Source organism: Yoonia tamlensis, assembly GCF_900115105.1.
Classification (GTDB): domain Bacteria; phylum Pseudomonadota; class Alphaproteobacteria; order Rhodobacterales; family Rhodobacteraceae; genus Yoonia; species Yoonia tamlensis.
Genome location: NZ_FOYP01000001.1, coordinates 1,089,699 through 1,113,190, shown reverse-complemented (window position 1 = coordinate 1,113,190; position 23,492 = coordinate 1,089,699). Strand labels below are relative to the sequence as shown.

At 58.1% G+C, this 23,492-nt stretch carries 26 protein-coding genes; 16 read left to right on the top strand and 10 right to left on the bottom strand.

The features are described from left to right. Position 1: 1 nt before the first annotated feature. Together BM320_RS05780 and BM320_RS05775 are read left to right on the top strand one after the other, a co-directional pair. A complete protein-coding gene (locus BM320_RS05780; protein WP_090197544.1) occupies positions 2–1,267 on the top strand; it encodes a cobyrinic acid a,c-diamide synthase CobB in 1,266 nt (421 codons plus the stop codon). 24 nt (positions 1,268–1,291) lie between these two features. Continuing rightward, the gene (locus BM320_RS05775; protein WP_090197541.1) at positions 1,292–2,509 is read left to right on the top strand and encodes an MFS transporter; all 1,218 of its coding nucleotides are present in this window, start codon (positions 1,292–1,294) and stop codon (positions 2,507–2,509) included. On the opposite strand, the gene BM320_RS05770 is transcribed toward BM320_RS05775, so the two are convergent. The 6 genes from BM320_RS05770 to BM320_RS16365 all read right to left on the bottom strand — a co-directional run bounded on the left by BM320_RS05770 (position 2,506) and on the right by BM320_RS16365 (position 7,644). After that, positions 2,506–3,273, bottom strand: coding sequence for a squalene/phytoene synthase family protein (locus tag BM320_RS05770; protein WP_090197538.1), 768 nt, complete (start codon positions 3,271–3,273; stop codon positions 2,506–2,508). The genes BM320_RS05775 and BM320_RS05770 overlap by 4 nt on opposite strands. A 33-nt stretch (positions 3,274–3,306) precedes the next feature. Continuing rightward, positions 3,307–4,926 (bottom strand): citramalate synthase, encoded by a 1,620-nt coding sequence (gene cimA, locus BM320_RS05765; protein ID WP_090197535.1) that lies wholly within the window; start codon positions 4,924–4,926, stop codon positions 3,307–3,309. Continuing rightward, on the bottom strand, positions 4,923–6,356 hold the full coding sequence (gene cysS, locus BM320_RS05760; RefSeq protein WP_090197533.1) for a cysteine--tRNA ligase: 1,434 nt from the start codon (positions 6,354–6,356) through the stop codon (positions 4,923–4,925). The genes cimA and cysS overlap by 4 nt, the downstream gene beginning before the upstream one ends. A gap of 152 nt (positions 6,357–6,508) precedes the next feature. Then, complete coding sequence (locus tag BM320_RS05755) at positions 6,509–7,033, bottom strand: DUF1697 domain-containing protein (protein WP_165614995.1); 525 nt, start codon at positions 7,031–7,033, stop codon at positions 6,509–6,511. A 57-nt stretch (positions 7,034–7,090) separates the two neighbouring features. After that, positions 7,091–7,480 carry a VOC family protein gene (locus tag BM320_RS05750; RefSeq protein ID WP_090197524.1) on the bottom strand — a complete coding sequence of 130 codons (390 nt, stop codon included), beginning with the start codon at positions 7,478–7,480 and terminating at the stop codon, positions 7,091–7,093. Beyond that, a complete protein-coding gene (locus tag BM320_RS16365) occupies positions 7,477–7,644 on the bottom strand; it encodes a hypothetical protein (protein ID WP_165614994.1) in 168 nt (55 codons plus the stop codon). Before BM320_RS16365 ends, BM320_RS05750 begins: the two co-directional genes overlap by 4 nt. A gap of 75 nt (positions 7,645–7,719) precedes the next feature. Between BM320_RS16365 and soxR the strand changes: the two genes are divergently transcribed. Genes soxR through BM320_RS05730 form a run of 4 tightly spaced genes read left to right on the top strand, consistent with a single transcriptional unit; the run spans position 7,720 to position 11,285 of the window. Then, on the top strand, positions 7,720–8,163 hold the full coding sequence (gene soxR, locus BM320_RS05745; RefSeq protein ID WP_090197522.1) for a redox-sensitive transcriptional activator SoxR: 444 nt from the start codon (positions 7,720–7,722) through the stop codon (positions 8,161–8,163). Between the two features lie 31 nt (positions 8,164–8,194). After that, positions 8,195–9,370 (top strand): pyridoxal phosphate-dependent aminotransferase, encoded by a 1,176-nt coding sequence (locus BM320_RS05740; RefSeq protein WP_090200398.1) that lies wholly within the window; start codon positions 8,195–8,197, stop codon positions 9,368–9,370. Between the two features lie 50 nt (positions 9,371–9,420). Continuing rightward, complete coding sequence (locus BM320_RS05735; RefSeq protein WP_090197521.1) at positions 9,421–10,482, top strand: bifunctional transcriptional activator/DNA repair enzyme AdaA; 1,062 nt, start codon at positions 9,421–9,423, stop codon at positions 10,480–10,482. Beyond that, a complete protein-coding gene (locus tag BM320_RS05730) occupies positions 10,479–11,285 on the top strand; it encodes an isocitrate lyase/PEP mutase family protein (RefSeq protein ID WP_090197519.1) in 807 nt (268 codons plus the stop codon). The genes BM320_RS05735 and BM320_RS05730 overlap by 4 nt, the downstream gene beginning before the upstream one ends. 92 nt (positions 11,286–11,377) lie before the next feature. Here the strand turns inward: BM320_RS05730 and BM320_RS05725 are convergent, their stop codons facing one another. Then, complete coding sequence (locus tag BM320_RS05725; RefSeq protein ID WP_090197517.1) at positions 11,378–12,001, bottom strand: outer membrane protein; 624 nt, start codon at positions 11,999–12,001, stop codon at positions 11,378–11,380. 184 nt (positions 12,002–12,185) lie between these two features. Continuing rightward, on the bottom strand, positions 12,186–13,304 hold the full coding sequence (locus BM320_RS05720; protein WP_090197516.1) for an anhydro-N-acetylmuramic acid kinase: 1,119 nt from the start codon (positions 13,302–13,304) through the stop codon (positions 12,186–12,188). 63 nt (positions 13,305–13,367) lie between these two features. Here BM320_RS05720 and tyrS point away from each other — a divergent pair, with 63 nt between their 5' ends. After that, positions 13,368–14,618: a tyrosine--tRNA ligase gene (gene tyrS, locus BM320_RS05715; RefSeq protein WP_090197514.1), complete on the top strand. Its 1,251-nt coding sequence runs from the start codon at positions 13,368–13,370 to the stop codon at positions 14,616–14,618. On the opposite strand, the gene BM320_RS16360 is transcribed toward tyrS, so the two are convergent. Next, positions 14,615–14,755 carry a hypothetical protein gene (locus BM320_RS16360; protein WP_165614958.1) on the bottom strand — a complete coding sequence of 47 codons (141 nt, stop codon included), beginning with the start codon at positions 14,753–14,755 and terminating at the stop codon, positions 14,615–14,617. The genes tyrS and BM320_RS16360 overlap by 4 nt on opposite strands. A gap of 45 nt (positions 14,756–14,800) precedes the next feature. Here BM320_RS16360 and BM320_RS05710 point away from each other — a divergent pair, with 45 nt between their 5' ends. The 9 genes from BM320_RS05710 (at position 14,801) to BM320_RS05670 (ending at position 22,576) form a co-directional block, all read left to right on the top strand. After that, positions 14,801–15,598 (top strand): GNAT family N-acetyltransferase, encoded by a 798-nt coding sequence (locus tag BM320_RS05710; RefSeq protein ID WP_090197513.1) that lies wholly within the window; start codon positions 14,801–14,803, stop codon positions 15,596–15,598. 50 nt (positions 15,599–15,648) lie between these two features. Next, positions 15,649–16,899 carry a cation:proton antiporter gene (locus BM320_RS05705; protein WP_090197511.1) on the top strand — a complete coding sequence of 417 codons (1,251 nt, stop codon included), beginning with the start codon at positions 15,649–15,651 and terminating at the stop codon, positions 16,897–16,899. Next, a complete protein-coding gene (locus tag BM320_RS05700; RefSeq protein WP_090197509.1) occupies positions 16,896–17,747 on the top strand; it encodes a PhzF family protein in 852 nt (283 codons plus the stop codon). Before BM320_RS05705 ends, BM320_RS05700 begins: the two co-directional genes overlap by 4 nt. Next, positions 17,737–18,693 carry a CorA family divalent cation transporter gene (locus BM320_RS05695; RefSeq protein WP_090197507.1) on the top strand — a complete coding sequence of 319 codons (957 nt, stop codon included), beginning with the start codon at positions 17,737–17,739 and terminating at the stop codon, positions 18,691–18,693. Before BM320_RS05700 ends, BM320_RS05695 begins: the two co-directional genes overlap by 11 nt. Before the next feature lie 68 nt (positions 18,694–18,761). Beyond that, positions 18,762–19,175, top strand: coding sequence for a Fur family transcriptional regulator (locus tag BM320_RS05690; RefSeq protein WP_090197506.1), 414 nt, complete (start codon positions 18,762–18,764; stop codon positions 19,173–19,175). 99 nt (positions 19,176–19,274) lie between these two features. Beyond that, the gene (locus tag BM320_RS05685; protein WP_090197505.1) at positions 19,275–20,165 is read left to right on the top strand and encodes a DMT family transporter; all 891 of its coding nucleotides are present in this window, start codon (positions 19,275–19,277) and stop codon (positions 20,163–20,165) included. Positions 20,166–20,205: 40 nt separating this feature from the next. Continuing rightward, positions 20,206–21,483, top strand: a complete 1,278-nt coding sequence (gene eno, locus BM320_RS05680; RefSeq protein WP_090197503.1) for a phosphopyruvate hydratase — start codon at positions 20,206–20,208, stop codon at positions 21,481–21,483. Between the two features lie 89 nt (positions 21,484–21,572). After that, entirely contained in the window at positions 21,573–22,160 is a 588-nt protein-coding gene (locus BM320_RS05675) for a GNAT family N-acetyltransferase (protein ID WP_090200396.1), read from the top strand. After that, complete coding sequence (locus BM320_RS05670; protein ID WP_090197501.1) at positions 22,157–22,576, top strand: cupin domain-containing protein; 420 nt, start codon at positions 22,157–22,159, stop codon at positions 22,574–22,576. The genes BM320_RS05675 and BM320_RS05670 overlap by 4 nt, the downstream gene beginning before the upstream one ends. Here the strand turns inward: BM320_RS05670 and BM320_RS05665 are convergent. After that, entirely contained in the window at positions 22,573–23,358 is a 786-nt protein-coding gene (locus BM320_RS05665) for a TIGR00266 family protein (protein WP_090197499.1), read from the bottom strand. The genes BM320_RS05670 and BM320_RS05665 overlap by 4 nt on opposite strands. Positions 23,359–23,492 lie beyond the last annotated feature (134 nt).

Here is a 23,492-nt window from a genome sequence, read left to right as displayed (position 1 = left end):
GATGAGCTTTGTGATCGCAGCCCCTGCGTCCGGCAGCGGCAAAACCACGATCACCTTGGGGCTTTTGCGCGCGATAAGCCGGATGCGCCCCGTGCGCGCCGCCAAATCAGGGCCCGATTACATCGACCCGCAATTCCACGCGGCGGCCTGCGGGGCGCGATGTGTGAACCTTGATGCATGGGCGATGACACCGGAACGGATTGCTGCGCTTGCCGCCGGTGAAACCCCGCTGATCATCGAGGGCGCGATGGGCCTGTTTGACGGCGCCCCCCCTGACGGCAAAGGCGCCACGGCAGACCTCGCACGCATTCTGGGGTTGCCTGTGGTTCTGGTCATCGACGCCGGACGCATGGCCGGATCGGTTGCCGCACTTGCCCAAGGGTTCATCAACCATGATCCGCGTGTGAATATCGCAGGTGTTATCCTGAATAATGTCGGCTCTGCGCGGCACGAGGCGATGCTGCGCCGCGCATTGGGTGACATTCGGATATTTGGCGCCGTGCCGCGCAGGCCCGATCTGGCGCAGCCTTCGCGGCATTTGGGGCTGGTGCAGGCCGTTGAGCGCCCCGATCTGGAAGCCTATCTGGACGCAGCCGCAGACCTGATTGCGGGCACTGTCGATCTTGGGGCGCTTTTGCAACTGCATCCCGCCCGATTGCCTGCCCGCACTGCAAACCGCTGCACGCCGCCTGCGCAAAACATCGCCATCGCCCGCGATGCGGCATTTGCGTTTTGCTACCCACATATGATTGCAGATTGGCACAACGCGGGTGCGAATCTCAGCTTCTTTTCCCCGCTCGCAAATGAGCCAGCCCCCGCGGCAGATTTCATCTATCTGCCCGGTGGCTACCCCGAATTACATGCGGGAAGGCTGGCCGCGAATATGTGCTTTCTTGACAGTTTGCGGCAGTCGGGCGCGCAAATATACGGCGAATGCGGCGGCTATATGGTTTTGGGGCAAACAATCACGGATGCCGACGGACAATCCCATACAATGGCCGGATTGCTGGGGCTTGAAACTTCGTTTGCCAGCCGCAAATTGCACCTTGGTTACCGCACCTTGCAAGCAACCCAAGGGCCGATGCGCGGCAGTTGGGCGGGGCATGAATTCCACTATGCGACGACCCGAAAGGCGCGCGGCACCCCGCTGTTTGATGCCAAAGACGCCGAAGGCACCGCGCTGACCCCGATGGGGTTGGTCAACGGCAATGTTTCGGGATCTTTTGCCCATGTCATCGACGCGGCACTTCGCCCATTGCAAGTCTAGTTTCGGCGGCTTACCGATACGCGCATGGATATGACAAACGATAAAATCGCCAAACGCAATGTCGCCGTTTTGGTCTTGGCCCAAGCAATCCTTGGCGCGCAAATGCCGATGATCTTTGTGATCGGTGGCTTGGCGGGCGGGATGCTGGCCAGCAACCCCTGCCTTGCGACCTTGCCGATTTCGTTCATTGTTTTCGGGTCCATGACCACAGCACCGTGGCTGAGCCCGCTGATGCAACGCAACGGGCGGCGGTTCGGGTTCTTTATCGGGGCTTTTGCGGGGGCGATCGGTGCGCTGATTGCGGCCTACGGGCTATATGTCGGGTCGTTTGCCATTCTGCTCTGCGGGTCATATTTCACTGGTATCTATATGTCGTCGCAGGGGTTTTTCCGCTTTGCGGCGACTGATGTTGCGTCCGATGCGTTCCGCCCCAAAGCGATTTCCTATGTCATGGCAGGCGGGCTTTTGTCGGCTATCGTCGGGCCACAGCTAAACAAGCTGGTTCAGGACGCCTATGCCGTGCCATTCATGGGAACATATCTGGCAGTTGCGGCGCTTAACCTTGGCGGGATGTTGCTGTTTTTCCTGCTGACCCTGCCCAAAGGGTCGCGCGCCGATACCACCGCAGCCACCGCCCCCGTCGGGCGAAGCCGGAGGCAATTGCTGCAAGACCCGCAAGTGATCGTCGCGATCATTTGCGGCATGGTAACCTATGCGCTGATGAACCTTGTGATGACGTCGACGCCACTGGCCGTCGTTGGCTGCGGCTTTGATAAGAACACCGCCAACGACATCGTTTCGGCGCATGTTTTGGCGATGTATATCCCGTCTTTCTTTACCGGCCATCTGATTGCCAGATTTGGGGTACAGCGGATTCTGGCTACCGGGCTGGTGATCCTTGGCGGCGCAGGGCTGGTTGCACTTTCGGGCGTGACGCTGACAAATTTCTATATCACGCTGATCTTGCTCGGTCTCGGCTGGAATTTCGGCTTTATCGGCGCAACCACAATGCTGGCCGGCGCGCACCGCCCCGAAGAACGCGGCGTTGTGCAGGGCATGAACGATATGATTGTCTTTGGTATGGTGACCTTCGCATCACTTGCGTCTGGCGGGTTGATGAATTGCTCGGGCGGCACCGCTGTCGAAGGCTGGACCGCCGTGAACCTCGCGATGGTCCCGTTTCTTGTCCTCGCAGGTGGCGCGCTTATCTGGCTCGTGCGGCAACCGCGCACAGCGATCTAGCGCCACCACCCCCGCAATGCCAGATGGGCAAATCGCAGATGTTCGCGAAATGGCGGCAGGCCAAGTGCGCCACGCGCCACCTTAGCTGGGTCACTTAGGATCTGGCGCAAGACAGGGCGCGCAAGGTAACCGGCGAATAAAACGGGTGCGGTAAGCGGGGAAATCTGGCGGCGGGCCTCCACCGCAGCATCCAGCCGCACCTGCGCCCGCTGTGCAAGCGCCAGAACACCCGCTTCGGATCCGTCCAGCAAAGGCATGCGTCCGCGTTCCTCGAGGTCGGGAATGGCGCGGAACAGATTTGCAACACCGGCCGCATAGGCGAAATCGCGTACCGCAATTTGATCACCCTGCCCCAACAGCCGTGCAGCGGTGACCATCAAATGGCCCGATGTCGCATCGATATAGGCGTCCATATGGGTCTGATCTTCAAACGGATCACTGTAAATATCCCACCGGCGCGCCGCGATCAGACCATCCAGTAACGTGGCCCCTTCAGCATCCAAGACGGCGGCCAAAGCATCCACAACCTCGTGCTTTCGCGGGGTCACGCCTTGCGCAATTTCCTCGAGCGCATCACGCCACCATTGCAGACGCATTTCCGCGATCATCGGCTCTTTGGTCACCCAAGGGGCACGCGCAACTTCGACGTTCAACGCATAAAGCGGGAACAGAATCTTACGCGCGGGCACAGGTGCCGCCATCGCGGCACGAAACCGCTCGGGGTCCGCCTTTTCCACAAGGGCCGCACAGGCATGAAAGCTCATATCAATATCATCTTGCCAAAAATACTCAAAAATTCAGCCCTTTGCCCCGTCACGGATCAGTTTCCAATTGATCGCATCCACCAATGCGTCAAATGATGCATCCACAATGTTGGCGCTGACCCCGACAGTGGACCAACGCCGCCCCTGCCCGTCTTCGCTGTCAATAATCACGCGGGTCACGGCCTCGGTCCCGCCATTGGTGATCCGCACTTTGAAATCAACCAGCTGCATGTCTTCGATATAGGCCTGATACGGGCCGAGATCCTTGGACAAGGCCCGCGAAAGCGCGTTGACCGGCCCCTGATCCGACCCGTCCGGTCCCTGACTTTCGGAGACGTTCAAAAACCGTTCGCCGTTCACCTTGGTCACGACCACGGCTTCGGACAGCGACACCATTTTGCCGCGCTTGTTCCTGCGCCGTTCAATGGTCACACGGTAGCGTTTGACTTCGAAAAACTTGGGCAATGTGCCCAGCTCGGCCCGCGCAAGCAGCTCAAAACTGGCGGCGGCGGTGTCATAGGAAAACCCTTGGGCTTCCTTTTCCTTGATCCGTTCAACAATACGGGCGAGCGCGGGATTGCCCAGATCAACATCAATTCCGGCATCCGCCAAACGGGCGCGCAGGTTCGATTGTCCGGCTTGGTTCGACATCGGCACAATGCGGCTATTGCCGACAGAAGCGGGGTCGATATGTTCATAGGTGGACGGGTCCTTGGCGATGGCCGAAGCATGCAAGCCCGATTTATGCGCAAAGGCCGATGCCCCGACATAGGCCGCCTGTTTGGCCGGCACACGGTTCAAAATATCATCGAGCATCCGAGAGGCTTTGCGCAGACCTTTGAGCGCATCAAGGCTAACGCCGGTTTCGAACTTGCTGGCAAAAGGTTCCTTGAGCAAGAACGTCGGGATCAGGGTCGTCAGGTTCGCATTGCCGCAACGCTCGCCAAGACCGTTCAGCGTCCCCTGCACTTGCCGGCAACCGGCCATAACAGCGGCCAAGGTGTTGGCGACTGCGTTTTCGGTGTCGTTATGCGTGTGGATCGCCAGATGATCACCGGGAATACCACTGGCAATCACCGCAGTGACAATCTCGCTGACCTCATGTGGCAGGGTGCCGCCATTGGTATCACACAGTACGATCCAGCGCGCGCCCGCGTCATAGGCCGCATGGATCGCCTCAAGCGCATATTCCGGATTGGATTTATAGCCGTCAAAGAAATGCTCGGCGTCAAACAGGGCTTCGCGGCCCTTCGTTTTGAGATAGGCAAAACTTGCGCGCAGGTTTTCGGTGTTTTCTTCCAACGTGATGCCAAGCGCCGTGGTCACATGAAAATCATGCGATTTGCCAACCAGACAGACGGCAGGCGTGCCGGCGTTGATCACCTCGGCCAGGATATCGTCATTCTCGGCCGACCGGCCCAACCGTTTGGTCATGCCAAAAGCGGTCATCGTCGCGCGAGTCTTGGGCGCGTCAGCAAAGAATTCGGTATCTGTCGGGTTCGCGCCGGGCCAGCCGCCTTCGATGTAATCAAGCCCGAGATTATCCAGCACCGCCGCAATCTTGCGTTTTTCATCTGCCGAAAACTGCACACCTTGGGTCTGCGCGCCGTCGCGTAGCGTCGTATCAAAAAGGTAAAGACGTTCTTTGCTCATAGCAGCCCCTCCAGTTTGGAAGCGTCAAAATCCGAACCAATTTCGAACGTGTAACTATCTTTACTTTCGCTAATTTTCACTCCTGCTTGGATCAACCGGCCTCGCAATTCGTCTGCACGCCCCCAATCCTTCAGGTCTTTAGCTTGCTGGCGCTCAGCCATAATCCGACCAATTAACACATTTATGTTTTCACTTATCTGGGGTGAGGCAGCCCAATCACCCATTTCGTCCTGCAGCAACCCGAGCAACCGCGCCGACGTCAGAAGCTTACGAAGACCTAATTTGTCATATGAAACGTCCTGCGCAAGGCGGTGTAGCTGCACGATTGCAGATGGCGTATTTAAATCATTGCACAAATGTTCAACAACAAGGTCATCGGCTTCACTATGGGGTTCAAGGCCCGCAGTTAGTGTGCGCCATTTTTTAAGTGTCGCAGCCGCCTGTTCCGCCTTTTCCGCCGTCCAATCCATCGGCTTGCGGTAATGCGTTTGCAGGAACACGAAACGGATCACTTCGCCGGGCACGCCCTGATCCAGCAGATCGCGCACGGTAAAGAAATTGCCCAGTGACTTGGACATTTTCTTGCCCTCGACCTGCAGCATTTCATTGTGCAGCCAATAATTTGCAAAACCCGTCCCATCATCGGCATGGCCCGCGGCACAGCAGCTTTGCGCGATCTCGTTTTCGTGGTGCGGGAACATCAAATCGTTGCCGCCGCCATGAATATCAAAGCTTTCGCCCAGCAGATCATGCGCCATGGCCGAGCATTCGATATGCCAGCCCGGGCGGCCCCGCCCCCAAGGGCTATCCCAGCCGGGCAGATCGTCGCTTGAAGGTTTCCAAAGCACAAAATCCATCGGATCGCGTTTGTTATCCGCGATTTCCACCCGCGCGCCTGCGATCATATCATCGGTGGAACGACCCGAAAGCGCGCCGTATTTGGCATAGGATTTCACCGCAAACAGCACATGGCCTGCACCGTCCGCATAGGCGTGCCCTTTGGCAATAAGGTCTGCGATCATCGCGATCATCTGTGGTACAAATGTGGTTGCGCGCGGCGCCTCATTTGGGCGCAGCGCACCCAGCTCATCCATATCGGCATGATACCACGCAATTGTTTCGTCAGAACGCGCATGGATCAGCTCTTCGAGCGTACCTGTAACACCGGCGGCTTTGCGTTTTTGCGCGGTTTCATTGATCCGGTCATCCACATCCGTGAAATTGCGCACATAGGTGACGTGATCAGGTCCGTAAACATGGCGCAGCAAACGATAAAGAACGTCAAACACAACCACTGGTCGCGCATTGCCAAGATGCGCGCGGTCATAAACCGTTGGCCCACAGACATACATCCGCACGTTTTGCGGGTCGATCGGGGTAAAATCCTCGCGCTTGCGGGATTTTGTATTTTGTAGCCGGATAGTTGTCATAACGCCTCACGCACGGGTTTTGCCGGCGGGCTTACCAAGTTCAGCATTCAATTGAAACGTGAAAGAGCAGCCCGCGACAGATGTCAGCAGGTAATAATGCAGCAAATAATGATGCTCATGCTCTTCATAGGGGATGCGTAGCAGGCAAATGCCTAGCCGTCCAGCATTTCCACCATTTTGCGCAGGGTATTCAAATTGCGGGCCGTGGCGGGGCCGATACATGATTCCATGCCCGCCATCAGTTTCGAGGTCGCAACACCCTCGGGCGTGTGCACCCAAACAGTACGGTCTACACAAACCAAGGCCTCTGATGCGCGCCCGAGCGCATCAATCCGGCCCTGATCCAGCGCGGGCTGATCCAGACATAAAAACCCGTGCACCTGGTTGCCTTTGCCATCGGGAAAGGGGCAATTGGCCAGAACCTGCCGCATCGCATCTGCGTCAAAAACAACAATCGGTACGTCAAACCCAAAAGTATCAGCAATGGCGTTTTGGATTTCCAGAGCCAGTTCCGCACCCGACCGGTCCGCATCAATCACCAGATTTCCCGAGGCGATATAGCTGCGCACAGCCGTCACCCCCGCGCGTTTCAGGCAAAGCGCGCGCAAATCCGCCATTGGAATCTTGCGATGCCCGCCGACGTTAATGCCGCGCAAAAATGCGATGTATTGTGCCATACCGCCCCCCATTCGCGGATAGAATGGCAGGGCGGCAGGCAGGGTCAAGCCTTGGTGTCAGGCATAGCTGATAACCTCAAATTCAACGCCGTCATCGTCGTGAAAATAGAACCTACGGCCGGGCTCGTAATCGGCATGACTATGGGCATTGAAACCCATCGCGCTAACCTTTTCGGCGATCAGGTCCAGATCATCCACGACGATACCAATATGGTTCATCGCGCCGCGGGTTTGATAGCTGGCATCTGCCTTGGGCACGGTCTGCGTGGGGTCAGAGCCGGAATAAACCGCGACATAGCAATCATCATTGCCCACATGCAGCGTATAGCCCGCGCCGCCCATTGCCGCGCCTTCCCAACGGATATGCCAGCCAAAGATTTGTTCCAGCATTCTTGCAGTGGCTTTGGGGTCTGAAACGGTGATGTTGACGTGTTCAAGCTGGCTCATTTTCGGGTTCCTTTTTTGTGTAAAATGCGCGCGATCAACCGGGGCCGCGCAAGCCGTGGCAAGATGAGGCTTTGCGGATCATGATCCCAGCCAATGCCGTCACGGCGCAGTGCTGCGGCGGTCTGCGGGTCGTTAACAAAATAGCGGTGGCTGGCATGGGTCATTGATGATTCCTCTGGATTTCTTGCGTGTATTCAGTTCTAATTTCTCAAGTTAACTTTAGATCAAGGATTATTTTCATGGCCGCTGGACTATCGATTGGCGATCTGGCCGCACGCACGGGTTTGGCGGTCTCGGCTATACGGTTTTATGAGACCCACGGCATTGTGGCCCCGCTGCGCAATGCGGGCGGGCATCGCCGCTATGGGCGCGCGGATATCAGGCGGCTGTCATTTGTGATGGCCGCCCAGAAATTGGGGTTTTCGCTCGATGAGATCGCCGACCATCTGCGCGGTTTGCCCGCCCATAAGGCGCCCAGCAAGGCCGACTGGACCCGCATCAGCAAAGGCTTTCGCCGCAAGATTGACGCGCGCATTGCCGCCCTAACGGATCTGCGCGACAAATTGGATGGCTGTATCGGCTGCGGCTGTCTGAGTTTGCAAAGCTGCGCGCTTTATAATCCCGCCGATGTCAAATCCGCCGAAGGCACAGGCCCGCGCAATTTGACCGGTCTGGATGGTTGACATCTACGCCGTACTGGGATTGCCATGCGCTATGCAACTTTCTGATCACATTACACATATCACGGGTGGCGGCTCTGACGGGTGGGACACGTTTTACCGCGCGCGCCGGATGATCGCGGATGGCATCGCCGTGACCGAACTGAACATCGGTGAACATGATATCCGCACCCATCCCGATATTTTGAACGCCATGCACAAGGCGGCATTGGCTGGGCACACTGGCTATGCGGCGGTGCCGGGCACCGATGCTTTGCGCGACGCGATTGCAACGCGGATCGCCACACGCACAGGCGTGCCTACCACCGCCGCCAATATTCTGGTCACGCCGGGTGGTCAAGCTGGGCTATTTGCCGCGCATCACGCCACCTGCAATCCGGGCGATACAGCGCTTTTTATTGATCCCTATTATGTGACCTACCCCGGCACGATCCGATCTGTTGGGGCGGTACCAAAGCCGATTATCACCTCACCCGACACCGGATTTCAGCCGACATTGGACGCCTTGCAAAGGGCGGCAAGCGGCGCAAGATCGCTGTTGGTGAATAGCCCCAATAACCCAACGGGTGCCGTTTATAGCGGGCAAACAATGCAGGCGATTGCGACCACCTGCCGTGACCATGATCTTTGGCTGATCTCGGACGAAGTTTACGACACCCAAGTCTGGGAAGGCGACCATATCAGCCCGCGCGCCCTGCCGGATATGGCGGACCGCACGCTTGTCGTCGGGTCGATGTCCAAAAGCCACGCGATGACCGGCAGCCGCGTCGGCTGGATCTGCGCGCCTGAACCGGTGATCGCGCATCTGACAGATCTTGCCACACATACGACCTATGGGGTTGCGGGCTATATTCAGGACGCGGCGCAATTTGCGCTGGGCCAGGGGACAAGCGTCGAAGAACAGGTCGCGGCCCCCTTTTGCAGGCGGCGCGCGCTGTCAATGGATCTGCTTGCAGGGCAAAACATCGTTAAGGCGGTCCCATCGCAGGGCGCGATGTATCTGATGCTGGATATCCGCGCGACGGGCATGTCGGGCGAAGGCTTTGCCAACGCGCTGTTGGATGCAACCCATATCGCGGTGATGCCCGGCGAAAGCTTTGGTCAGGCGGCGGCGGGGCATATCCGGATCGCGATGACGATTGATGATGATCGCTATATCGCCGCGCTCGGGCAAGTGCTGGATTTTGCGGCAAGCTGCATCAATCAATAGACGCCCGATTTCAGGCGGCAAAGGGGATGCGAATCGCATAGGTTGGGGCCATGTTGATGACCCTTCCCCCTGATGACGTGCTTTATGAAGCCTTAGTCACCCGCGATGATGCCTATGATGGTCGCGCTTTTGTCGGCGTTTCCTCGACCGGTATATTCTGTCGCCTGACCTGCCCCGCGCGCAAACCCAAACGCGAAAACTGTCATTTTTACAGCGATGTCGCGGATTGCATTCATGCGGGGTTCAGGCCCTGCAAACGCTGCCACCCGCTGACGCCTGCCGCGCAAAGTGACCCAAGCGTGACCGGATTGCTGGCCGCATTGGACGCGGACCCGATGCGCCGCTGGTCCGAATCCGATCTGACCCGCATGGGGTTGGACCCGTCCACAGTGCGGCGCGCGTTCAAGCGCCATTTTGGCATGACATTTCTGGACATGGCGCGCCAACGGCGGCTGGCCAACGGGTTCACCACGCTTGCATCCGGCAAAGTAATCGACGCGCAGCTTGACGCGGGGTTTGACAGCCCCGCCGCCTTTCGGGCGGCTTTTGCAAAACTGATGGGCACGGCCCCCGGCAATTTCGCCAAAGACGCGCTGTTACGCGCGGCCCATATCCCGACCCCTTTGGGTGATATGATTGCCGTTTGCGACAAACGCGCGCTGCATCTGCTGGAATTCGCCGACCGCAAGGCGCTGCCAAACGCGCTTGCCCGCCTGCGCAAAATGGTCAAAGGCGAGATTGGTATCGGTCGCACGGATGTAACGGAACAGGTGGCGCATGAGCTGGCCGCGTTTTTTAACGGTGACAGCGCGGCATTTACCGTGCCGCTGGTTATGCACGGCACGCCGTTCACGCGTCAGGTCTGGACTGCGCTACGCGATATTCCGGCAGGGCAAACCTGTAGCTATGGCACATTGGCGCAAACCATCGGTGCGCCAACCGCGAGCCGCGCCGTGGCGCGTGCCAATGGGGCCAATCAGATTGCGCTGATCATCCCCTGCCACCGCGTGATCGGCGCAGATGGATCGCTCACCGGTTACGGGGGCGGCTTGTGGCGCAAGCAAAAGCTGATTGATCTTGAAAAGACCTATGCACAAAGGACAGCCCAATGACGCACCAAGGCACCATTTTCCGCGAATTACACATTTCCGGAGACCCGTTTATTCTGGCCAATGTCTGGGACAAAGGCAGCGCAAAGATGCTGCAATCGCTGGGCGCAAAGGCGCTCGCGACATCATCTGCCGCGCACGCGTTTACGCTGGGCCGTGTGGATGGCGGGACATTGACAAGGGACGAGGCATTATCCCACGCCAGCGATATCCTGTCTGTCGCAACCGTGCCGGTGCAGGGCGATTTTGAAAACGGGTTTGGCGATAGCCCCGAAGACTGCGCCGAAACGGTGCGCTTGGCCGCCGAGATCGGGCTGGCGGGCATTTGTATCGAGGACACGGCGCTGCCCGGTGACGCACCTTATGACTATGATCTGGCTGTCGCGCGCATCCGCGCCGCCGCCAGTGCCGCGCGCGCATTGCCGCAAGATTTTGTCCTGACCGCACGCGCGGACGGGGTCATGATCGGCCGCTACGATACCGCGGCCGCAATCAAACGGTTACAAGGGTTTTCTGCTGCAGGTGCTGATTGTCTTTATGCGCCGATGCCGCCTGATATGGCGGCGCTGGGCCGGATTTGTGCCGCTGTGGACAAGCCGGTGAACGCGCTGGTTGCGGGGCATTTTGCAGGCTACACAGCCGCAGAATTTGCAGCACTCGGCGTGGCGCGCCTCTCGCTTGGCTCTGCGCTTGCCCGCGTGACGCACCGTGCGATTTATGATGCCGCGACGCAGATGTTTGGCGGGGGATTCAGTCAGTTGCAAAACGGTATCGATGCGGCAACCATTGACGCGATGATGGCATAAAAAGGCCCGCAACATGTGCTGCGGGCCTGTCGTTGTGCGGGCACGGTCAAGGGGATATTGGCCGCGCCCGCAGATATCCAGTTCCGAGGGGATTAGAACTGGAAAGATACGCGTGCAGCGGCAGTTGTGGCGTCAAAATCAAAGCCAGTGCCGTCAAAATCTTCAAACTGGTGTTGCAGTACTTCGGCACCGACGCGGATGCTGTCGCTGACACGGTATTCAGCGCCCAGACCGGCAAAACCACCTGTGTCAGACAATTCAGACCCCGAGAAGGTCACGTTAGCTTGTGCCAGACCGGCGGTGAAATAGGGCAGGAAATCGCCCGCGTCATAGCCGACACGCAGCTTGGCGCGCGCGATTGTGTCAACCTGCACATCATCGGCAACAGATTCACCGTTTGTGCCTTCGAAATCCAGCTCGCCGCCAATAACCAAAGAGCCGAGATCATACAGATAGCCGCCGTGCACGCCATACGTCACCCCGTCGATATTTTCGACAAGATCATCGGATGACACGCGTCCGTAGCCCAGTTGCCCACCGGCATAAAAGCCTGTCCAATCGCTGCTATGCATCATTGGCGCTGCGGCCACCGGCACGGGTGTCGGGGCCACGGTCTGCACGGGTTCTGATAGCCCCCCTGCAGAGGCCATACCTGCTGCCAATACCAATGGCGCTGCGATCATGCTCGATTGAACCAGTTTCAATGTTTTCATCATTTTGGTTTCTTTCCTGTTAATGTTTGTGTCGTCCGCCTACATCTGCGCATGATTGCGCGGGGTTCAATACCCTCTCACGCGGCTGTGAACGGGCTCGGCGGGAACGGGCGTAAATTATTGAAACTACGTGCAAAAAATCGCGCAATCGCGATCACGCGCTGTCACTTTTGCGCGATGGGCGCCCCTAGAACCCGGGTACGCGGTGGGTGACGGCAGGTTTCGCGATGCGCCCGCCAGAGGTCGCAACAGCAACACCCGTTGTCCCGGGCGCCGAAAGCGCAAGCCCATGTGCCGCGCGTACTGCCAGAAAGGCAAAAGCCTGCGCCTCGAGCATGTCACCGTCTAATCCTGCGGCTTCGACCGTTTGCACATCACAAGCGATCACTTGCGCAAGCCCGCGCATCACGGTTTTGTTCTTGCGTCCTCCCCCGCAGACAAGCAGGCGCGCAGGCGGGCTTGGGCACAGGTGGAACGCCTGCGCGGTGCTGGCGACAATGGCATGGGTCAGCGTCGCCGCCGCATCCGCATCGCTTAGGCCTGCAACATCCGCGCAAAGCCCAGCAAATGCATCGCGGTCCAGCGATTTTGGCGCGGGCTGGGCAAAATAGGGGTGGTTAAGGAACCGCTGGATAATCGCATCTTCGACTGTGCCCGTGGCTGCCAACTGCCCGTCCGCATCATATCCCAGCCCCAGCCGCGCCTGCATCAAATCATTCAGCGGCGCATTGGCAGGGCCGGTATCAAAAGCCAAAAGCGCACCATCATCGGCAGGATCGGCACGCGTTGGGTCAACCCAAGTGATATTGCCAACGCCGCCAAGGTTTAAGAATGCGACAGGTTCCGTCGCGCCGATCCATTGCGCCAAGGCAAAATGGTAGAACGGAGTCAACGGCGCGCCCTGCCCGCCCGAGGCTACATCATGGCTGCGAAAATCCCACGCCACAGGCACGCCCAAGACATCCGCCAGATGCTGTCCGTTGCCACATTGATGGGTGCCGCGCTCGCCCGGATCATGGGCCAACGTTTGCCCGTGAAACCCAGCGATATCAATTTCTTCGAACGGGGCCATCACGGCGATATGGGCGGATTCGACAACCGTTGCGCAACGCGCGACACCATCGTTTTGCCAACGCCCCAGGTGCGCGCGTAGCACTGCGCGCTCTGCATCTGTATAGGGGCGGTAGGCTGTCGCGCCAAAGCCCGCGATCACCTGCCCGTCTGTCTCCAACACGGCGGCATCCACGCCGTCCAGCGAGGTGCCCGACATTGTTCCCAACGCGCGCACTATTCCAGATTTCAACATCCGCTTTCCCTTGGGCTATGACCTGACTATAGAGTGCACCGTGAATACCGCAGGAACAAGCCAATGACCTACCATCCAAAGTCCGAATTTATGTCTGTAATGATCTCGCGCGGCTTTTTGGCCGATTGCACGGATTATCAGGCGCTTGATGACGCGCTTAGCAACGGGGTTGTTCCGGCCTATATCGGCTTTGACGCGACGGCGAAATCGCTGCACGTCGGGTCGCTGATCCAGATCATGATGCTGCGCTGGCTGCAAAAGACCGGCCACAAACCGATCACGCTGATGGGCGGCGGCACCACAAAGGTAGGTGATCCATCGTTTCGCGCGGATGAGCGTCCGCTTTTGGGGCCAGAACAGATTGACGCCAATATCGCGGGCATCAAACAGGTGTTTTCGGCATACCTTGACTACTCAGACGCACCGAACGGCGCGCTGATGATCAATAACGCGGAATGGCTGGATGGGTTGAACTATCTTGATTTCCTGCGCGACATCGGGCGGCATTTTTCGATCAACCGGATGCTGTCGTTCGAGAGCGTGAAATCGCGGCTCGACCGCGAACAATCGCTGTCGTTTCTTGAATTCAACTATATGATTTTGCAGGCTTATGACTTTCTAGAATTGAACCGCCGCTATGGTTGCCTGTTGCAGATGGGCGGCTCTGACCAATGGGGCAATATTGTCAACGGTATCGACCTGACGCGTCGTGTGTTGGATCACCAGATTTTCGGTCTGACATCGCCGCTTTTGACCACATCTGACGGTAAAAAAATGGGCAAAAGCCAATCGGGCGCGGTCTGGCTGAACCCTGATATGCTTTCGCCCTATGAATTCTGGCAGTTCTGGCGCAACACAACCGATGCCGACACGGGCCGTTTCCTGAAACTTTACACCGAACTGCCTGTCGAAGAATGCGACCGTCTGGGCGCGCTGGAAGGGTCCGAGATCAACGCCGCGAAAATCATCCTCGCCAATGAGGTCACGACGCTATTGCACGGTGCCGACGCGGCCAAAGCCGCCGAAGCCACCGCGCGCGAGGTGTTCGAAAGGGGCGGCATTGGCGATGATCTGCCAACAGTGACGCTGACGGCGGATGAATTAGGTGACGGGATTTCCGTTGTGCAGCTTTTCGTACGCGCTGGGCTTGCCAAAAGCGGCAAGGACGCCAAACGCCTGATCGGTGAAAACGGGGCGCGTCTGAACGATGCGCCGCTGGATAACCCGGGACTGATCATCGACGCGGCAGCGCTGGCAAACCCGATCAAGCTGAGCGCGGGCAAGAAACGTCACGCGCTGGTGCAATTGGACTAAAGCAGCAGTAAATCCACCGTAAATAGCGTGATCCCTACGGGAAATGCGATCAGGGCGGCCACAACGGCCGCCCCCAATACGGTTGGGCGGGGCGGCGGTGCATCAACACCGGCGACAGATTTGTTTTGCTTATTCATCGTGCCATTAACCATGCTTTAGGTTTCCAATGGCTTAACAGCGCTATGATTTTGCCATTGCAACAACATCCGCAATTTGCCGATGCGCTTATGGGGCTGGGGACATGGGTTGACACCGTCACCCTGCCCGACGCCGCACCGGTGCAGGTTATCACCCGCTTTGGGGTGCGTTTTGTGTCGCGCGGTCCGGTCTGGACGGGGGAACCCGACCCGCATGCGCTGCGTGGCGCACATCTGCGTCTGATCAACAGCAATGGCGGCGACGCGCAGGCGCTTTATGATGCTGGCTACCGGCAACTGATGACACCCGCGACGGTGGCCGAATTGCCCGTGTTTGCGCAGCAATCAGACATGGTCACCCAAATGCGGAGCAAATGGCGCAACAGCTGGCGGCGCGCCCAAGACAGCGCGCTTGCGATTTCCGCGGCGCCATTTCACGCTGCCAAACATCAGTGGTTGCTGGATGCCGACATTGCGCAACAAAGGCAAAAGCGGTTTCGCGCCCTGCCCCATGCGATCCTGCGCGCCTATGCGCACACAGCCCCAAAAGACGTGATGGTCTGGACCGCGATGCAGCGCAAATCTGTGGTCGCAGGCATGATATTCTTGCGCCACGGCGCTGGGGCGACCTATCACTTGGGCTGGGCAAACACCGCGGGACGACAGTGCAAGGCACACCACCGTCTGTTAATCGCGGCCGGATGCGCATTGGCCGAAACGGGCGTGCGCCAGATCGACCTTGGCACGATTGACACGCATAACCAGCAAGGGCTGGCACGGTTCAAACTGGGCGCAGGCGCACGGGCGCGTCAGCTTGGGGGCAGTTGGCTCAGGTTATTCTAGCGGGCGGGCGGGTGACCTGTTACCACTTGAAAAACAATACCGGAGTCCGCATGTCCCTTTTGCAAATCACCTCGCTTCTGATTGTCCTTGCGGGCGCGTTCGGATCCATCAACTATCTGTTTTTGCGGCTTCCTTCCGCGATCGGCATTTTGATTGTGTCCTTGCTTGCATCATTTGTCGTGATGCTGATTGATATAGCTGTGCCCGGTTTCGGGCTAGAGGACACGGTGCGCGCCACGGTGCTGAGCATCGACTTTTCCGATGCCCTGCTTGAGGGCATGTTGGGGCTTTTGCTGTTTGCGGGGGCGCTGCATGTCAAGATTTCCGACCTAAAAGCCCAATGGGTGCCCGTCGCGCTGATGGCAACGATCGGGATCGCATTGTCGACGGCCATTGTGGGTTACGGGTTTTCGTGGCTGACGGGGATGCCTTTGCTGACCGCATTGGTGTTCGGTGCGTTGATTTCGCCCACCGATCCGGTCGCGGTGCTTGGCGTTTTGCGTGAGGCGGATTTGCAAAAATCGCTGGAAACCAAGATCGCGGGCGAAAGCCTGTTTAATGACGGGGTTGCCTATGTGGTGTTCTTGATCCTTGTCGGACTGGCGTTCCCGCATGGTGACAGCCATGGCAGCGGGGCCGCGGCGGTAGCGGAATTATTTATCCAAGAAGCGCTGGGCGGTGCCTTGCTTGGCGTGGTGCTGGGCTGGCTGACATTTCGCGTGATGCGCCGGATTGACGATTATTCCCTAGAGGTGCTGATCACGCTGGGCCTTGCGTTCGGCGGCTATGAATTGGCGGTTTACCTGCATGTCTCCGCGCCGATTATGGCGGTCTGTGCGGGGCTGCTGATTGGCGATGTCGGCACGAAATACGGCATGTCCGAAGAAACGCGGCTTTATGTCGATGCGTTCTGGAAACTGATCGACGAAATCCTGAACGCGGTCTTGTTCCTTATGATCGGGGTCGAGGTCTTTGCCGTGGCTTTTGATACCAGCTTTATCGTCACGGGCGTTGCATCTATTGCGCTGGCACTGGTCGCACGTCTGGCGGCGGTCGCGGTGCCGGTGCTGATGCTCAAACCATTCCGCAGCTTTGCATCAGGGGTGATCCCGATCATGACATGGGGCGGGCTCAAGGGCGGGATTTCGGTCGCGCTGGCCCTGTCGCTGCCTGATAGCGAATGGAAGCCGCTGATCCTGACCGCGACCTATGTTGTTGTGGTGTTTTCGATTATTGTCCAAGGGTTGACGATCACCCGTGTGGCCGCAAAAGTAGGCCGCGAACCGGAGCTGCCGCAATGACCGCCTATCTTGTCTATGATGTTTTCACCAAGACCCGCTTTGGCGGCAACCAGCTTGCTGTGATCCCGGATGCGCGCGCGCTCCCCGAAGATGATCTGCAACAGATCGCGCGCGAGTTCAATTTTTCCGAGACCACATTTGTCTATCCGCCCGAAAATCCGGCGCATACTGCCAAGGTCCGCATTTTCACCCCGACAATGGAAGTAGCCTTTGCCGGTCACCCGACCATTGGCACCGCGATTGCATTGCGCGATCAAGGGCATAGCGGGGATATGGTGTTGGAACTTGGCGTCGGGCCGATCCCTTGCAGCTTTGACGGCGACGTTGCATCATTTGTGACAAGCGCCCCGCTAGAACGGATTAGCAAACCCGATACTGGTTTGGTTGCCGCCGCACTTGGCCTGCCCGCTACCGCAATAGACACAGCAATCCATGCCCCCGTGCAAGCAAGCCTCGGACTGCCGTTTGTCATTGTTGCGCTGGACAGCGCGGCCAGCCTTTCCGCCTGTGCGCCGCAACTTGATGCATTCCGCAAGGGGGCGCGGGCACACCCTGCGGGGCTTGATTTTGCGATCTATGCCTATGTGCGTGATGGCGACCAGATCGACGCGCGGATGTTTGCCCCACTTGATGACATCCCCGAAGACCCCGCCACAGGCAGCGCCGCCGCGACACTTGCGGGTCTTTTGACCCAAGAACTGGACATGCCGCAAAACCTGACGATCCAGCAGGGCGTGGACATGGGGCGACCGTCACTGATCATGGCAGCGACCAAAAACCAACGTCCCGTTCCGATCACGATCAGCGGCACGGCCCTGCGCATGATGGAGGGGCGGCTTGTTACCTAAAGCATTGCATGGGTTCGATATCTACCCCGACGGCACCGCAAAACCGGCGGCGGCAGTTTCTGCCGACATTGATGATGCAATTGCCTATCGCTGGCTGCATTTCGATCTGGCCGATCCCGCCCTTTCCGGTTGGTGCGAAACCGCCATGCCGCCACGCGCAGCGCGCGCGCTGCTGGCTGCAAAAACGCGTCCGCACATGGATGATGACGACAACGGAATTGTGCTGACGCTGCGGGGGATTAACCTGAACGACGGGCAAGAGCTGGCCGATATGGTGTCGCTGCGACTTTGGGTGGCACCGCGTCTGGTGGTCAGCGTGCGGCGCTTGCGAATTTTCGCAATGGAAGACCTTGCCCAACAGATCGCCCAAAATGATTGCCCCGCCAGTCCCGGCCATTTGATTGCGCGTGTCACCGAAAACATCGTTGAACGGATTGAAACCGTGTCGGTCGAACTTGAGGAACGCGCCGACGCAATGGAAGATCAGGTTTATGACACAGGCGTCACGGCGGTGCCGGCGCTTTATGATTCACAGCGCACCGCCATTCGCCTGCGCCGCCATATCGGCCCGCTCAAGGATGCGCTGACAGCTTTGGCGATCAATCACAGTGGCATTATTCCTGACACGCTCCGCCACCGGCTACGCGATGCGGCCAATCGGGTCATGCGGTCCGTTGAAGAAGTCGAAGAAGTGCGCGACAGGCTGCGCGCGCTTTCGGCGCATATCGACACAACCCACGAAGCAAAAGTCGCGCGCAACGGCTATACGCTGTCGGTGATTGCCGCGATTTTCCTGCCGCTAGGGTTTATCACCGGCCTCTTGGGGGTGAATGTCGGCGGCGTGCCCGGTGTTGATCACCCGCAGGCGTTTAAGGTCCTTTGCGGGCTTATGGTGGTCTTGGGTGCGGCGGTTTACGGAATTTTGCGTTGGATCAAATGGTTTTAGATACGCGCGACGGCTGGAATCCTGCCACGATTGGCGGTATCACCAGATGACCAAAGTTCGAGTTGCCGATGAAACCTACAATTCTTGACCGCTGCGAAGCCAATGGCCTGCGCATGACCGATCAACGCCGCACCATCGCGAGCGTGCTCGAGGCGGCGACAGACCACCCCGATGTCGAAGAATTATATGCGCGCGCATCGGCGGCGGATGCAGGGATTTCGCTGGCGACAGTTTACCGGACGGTCAAGCTGTTCGAAGAAACCGGCATTCTGGAAAAGCATGAATTCGGCGACGGGCGCGCGCGCTATGAAACCGCCGACCGCGACCATCATGACCATCTGATCGACATGCATTCAGGCGAAGTCATCGAATTTGTCGACCCCGATATCGAAGCCTTGCAAGAACGGATCGCTGCCAAACTGGGTTACGAGCTCAAGGGGCATCGGCTTGAACTTTATGCGGTGCCGATCAAAAAGCAGTAGATTGCCACCAATACAGATGGCGGTTTGATACAATCGTGGCTTTGCATTGCGCGCAATGACGCGTATGGCGATTCCATAACCCCCATTTAAGGCGCAGCTATGGACAACTTTCGCGGCAGTATTTTGATGGTAGCAGCGATGCTTGGCTTTGCCTTCGAAGACATGTTTATCAAACTGATCGCAGATGCGCTGCATGTCGGGCAGATCCTGATGATGCTGGGTGCGGGTGGCGGCATTATCTTTGCCTTAATCGCACACCGCTATGGCGACAAACTGTGGTCGCGCGATTTGTTGCACCCTATCGTGATGATCCGCAACGCCGGCGAAATTATCGGCACTTTCGGGTTTGTCACCGCTATCGCGCTGACCCCGATTTCTTCGGCTTCTGCTATTTTGCAGGCCACACCTTTGGCCGTCACAATCGGGGCTGCGCTGTTCTTGGGCGAAACGGTGGGCTGGCGGCGCTGGCTGGCTGTTTGTATCGGGCTTGGCGGTGTTTTGCTGGTACTGCGGCCGGGGCTGGACGGGTTTGATGCAAATTCCCTGTTTGCCGTTCAAGGCGTGATCGGTCTGGCGATCCGCGATCTGGCCACCAGACGGGTGCCTGCCGGGGTCACTTCGCGCCAGATTTCGACTTATGCGTTTTTGGTGCTGGTCCCTGTGGGGGCGGTTGTCATGGCATTCAGCGGCACGGCAATGGTCGTGCCGAACGGCGTTGATGCGCTGCGGCTGGTTGCGGCAATTGTCGTGGGCGTGATCGCCTATTACATGCTGGTTGCGGCCACGCGGATCGGGCAAATGTCACTGATTGCGCCGTTCCGTTATACGCGGCTTGTTTTTGCGCTGACCATCGGGATCGTTGTCTTTGGCGAAACCATCGACGCATTGACCCTAATCGGGGCTGCAATTATTGTTACATCGGGCATTTATACGCTTTGGCGCGAGGCACGGCTGCGCCGCTCTTCCCTTGCGTCACAACCCGCGCTATAGAGCGCGAGATACCGCTAACATACCAGCTACGGAGCACCCAATGAGCACCATCATCGACATCCACGCCCGCGAAATCCTTGACAGCCGGGGGAACCCCACCGTCGAGGTGGACGTGATCCTTGAAGATGGCACAATGGGCCGCGCGGCTGTGCCGTCTGGCGCATCAACCGGCGCACATGAGGCCGTTGAAAAGCGTGACGGTGATAAATCCCGTTACATGGGCAAAGGTGTTCTCGAGGCTGTGGCTGCGGTGAACGGTGAAATCGCCGAGGCGATCCTTGGCTTTGACGCGACCGAACAGGTCGCCATCGACATGGCGATGATCGAACTGGACGGCACCCCCAACAAGGCCCGCCTTGGCGCCAACGCAATCTTGGGCGTGTCCATGGCCGTGGCCAAAGCCGCTGCTGATTTCACAGCACAGCCATTGTTCCGCTATATCGGCGGCACATCCGCACGCACCCTGCCCGTGCCAATGATGAACATCATCAACGGCGGCGAACATGCGGATAACCCGATCGACATTCAGGAATTCATGATCATGCCCGTATCGGCCGCGAATATCCGCGAAGCCGTGCGCATGGGGTCCGAAGTGTTCCACACGCTGAAAAAAGAACTGTCTGCCGCCGGTCATAACACCGGTATCGGCGACGAAGGCGGCTTTGCGCCCAACCTTGGCTCTACCCGCGAAGCGCTTGATTTCATTATGACATCTATCGAAAAAGCAGGATACAAACCGGGCGAGGATATCTATCTTGCGCTCGATTGTGCGGCGACCGAATATTACAAGAACGGCAAATACGAGATGGTCGGCGAAGGCGTGTCCCTGACGTCCGAAGAAAACGCAGCTTACCTTGCCAAACTTGCTTCCGACTATCCGATCATCAGCATCGAAGACGGCATGTCCGAAGATGACTGGGACGGCTGGAAAATGCTGACCGACCTGATCGGCGACAAGGTGCAACTGGTCGGTGACGATCTGTTTGTGACCAACCCTGCCCGTCTGGCAGACGGCATCGCCAAAGGGTCTGCCAATTCCATGCTGGTCAAGGTCAACCAGATCGGCACGCTGACAGAAACCCTGCAAGCCGTCGACATGGCGCACCGTGCGCGGTTTACCAACGTGATGTCGCACCGTTCCGGCGAAACCGAAGACGCGACAATCGCCGATCTTGCGGTCGCGACCAACTGCGGCCAGATCAAAACCGGCTCGCTGTCGCGCTCTGACCGTCTGGCGAAATACAACCAACTGATCCGCATCGAAGAAATGCTTGGCGAAACAGCCACTTACGCAGGACGTTCGATCCTGAAAGGCTAAAATATTTGCCCCGCGCGCCAACTGCTGCGCGGGGCATTTTCTTGCGAAATGCCTTGGCCCCGCCGATCATTTCAGACTACCTTCCCCCCATGTTAAATCCCGGCTTCCACCAAATTCCGCGCGGCATGGTCGCAACTGTTGTCACGCATCTTGAGATGGTTACGCCCCCTGTGGCCACGACCGTCGCTCATAACTTCACTTTTACCCGCCATACCGCCGCCGATCACGATTGGTACCGCACGCTGTTTCGGGCCGTGGGCGAAGACTGGCTGTGGTTTTCGCGGCTGCATTTGGCAGATAATGTGCTGACCGCCATCTTGCATGATCCGGACTACGAGGTCTGGACATTGCAAGACCAAGGCCGCGACATCGGCCTGTTGGAGATTGATCACCGCACGCAGGGTGCCTGTGAATTGGCCTTCTTTGGGCTAACGCCTGAATCGGTTGGCAAGGGCGCGGGGCGCGTGATGATGGCGCAGGCAATCGCGCGCGCATTTACGCGCGATATCAACCGCTTCCATGTCCATACCTGTACTTTGGATAGCCCGCAGGCCCTGCCGTTTTACACCCGCGCAGGGTTCATCCCCGTCAAGCAAGAGATCGAGATCGCACCGGATCCACGGTTAACGGGCCACCTGCCCGCCACGGCTGGCGCACATGTTCCGGTGTTCAAATGACAGCGGACGCCATCATCAAAAAGCTGGACCTGCAACCGCATCCCGAAGGCGGTTACTATCGCCAGACATGGATCGCCGATAACGCAGGGCGCGCGACGGGCACTTGCATCTATTTTCTGCTGAAATCAGGTGAAAGCAGCCATTGGCACCGCGTCGATGCCACGGAAATCTGGCTATACCACGCGGGCGCACCGATAATCCTCAGCCTCTCCGCCACAGATGAAGGCCCCGCGATTGATCACATGCTTGGCCCCGATGTGCTGGCCGGTCAGGCCCCGCAAATCATTGTGCCGGAAAACCACTGGCAAGCAGCGGCCACCACGGGCGACTGGACATTGGTCAGTTGTACTGTGTCGCCGGGGTTTGATTTTGCCGGATTCCACCTTGCGGAACCCGGCTTTGACATTCCGCGTTAGCGGTCGCCGAACATATCGCCCAAACCGCCAAGCACCGATCCTTCGCCCTTGGAGCCCCCCGGCCCTGCCGCGCGCATGATCCGGTCGGCAAGCCGCGAGAATGGCAGACTTTGCAGATATACGGTACCTGGCCCACGCAGCGTGGCAAGGAAAATACCTTCGCCGCCAAAGACCATGGATTTCAGGCTTCCGGCGCGTTCGATGTCATAGGTCACGCCCGCATCAAACGCCGCGATACAGCCCGTATCAACGCGCAACACCTCGCCCGCCTGCAATTCGCGTTTGATCACGGTGCCGCCAACATGGATAAATGCCATGCCGTCGCCGCGCAGACGTTGCAGGATAAAGCCTTCACCGCCAAAAAACCCGACGCCCAGCTTTCTTTGGAAGGCGATATCGGTTGTGGTGCCAAAGGCGGCGCAAAGAAACGCATCTTTCTGGCAAATCAATTCACCACCGACCTTGGACATATCCACGGGAATAATCTTGCCCGGGTATGGCGCGGCAAAGGCCACGCGTTTCTTGCCCTGCCCGTTGTTTGAAAAATGGGTCAAAAAGATCGATTCGCCGGTCAGCACCCGTTTCCCGACATTCAAAAGCGCGCCCATCACGCCCTTGGTCGGGGTGGTGCCATCGCCCATCTTGGACACGAACCCGATCCCGTCTTCCATGTAATTCATGGCGCCCGCTTCGGCGATGACGGTTTCTTGCGGGTCAAGTTCAACCTCGACGATCTGCATATCATCGCCGAAAATCTCATAATCTACTTCATGGCATTGCATTGAATAATCTCCTGAAAATCTGCTGCCTGCAGTCTAGAATAGCCGTTTGGCCAGACAAAGACACGAAAACCTTACCTTGCGACAAGTGAAACAAATGTTCCCACAAAAAAAGGGGGGCATTGCCCCCCTAAAGT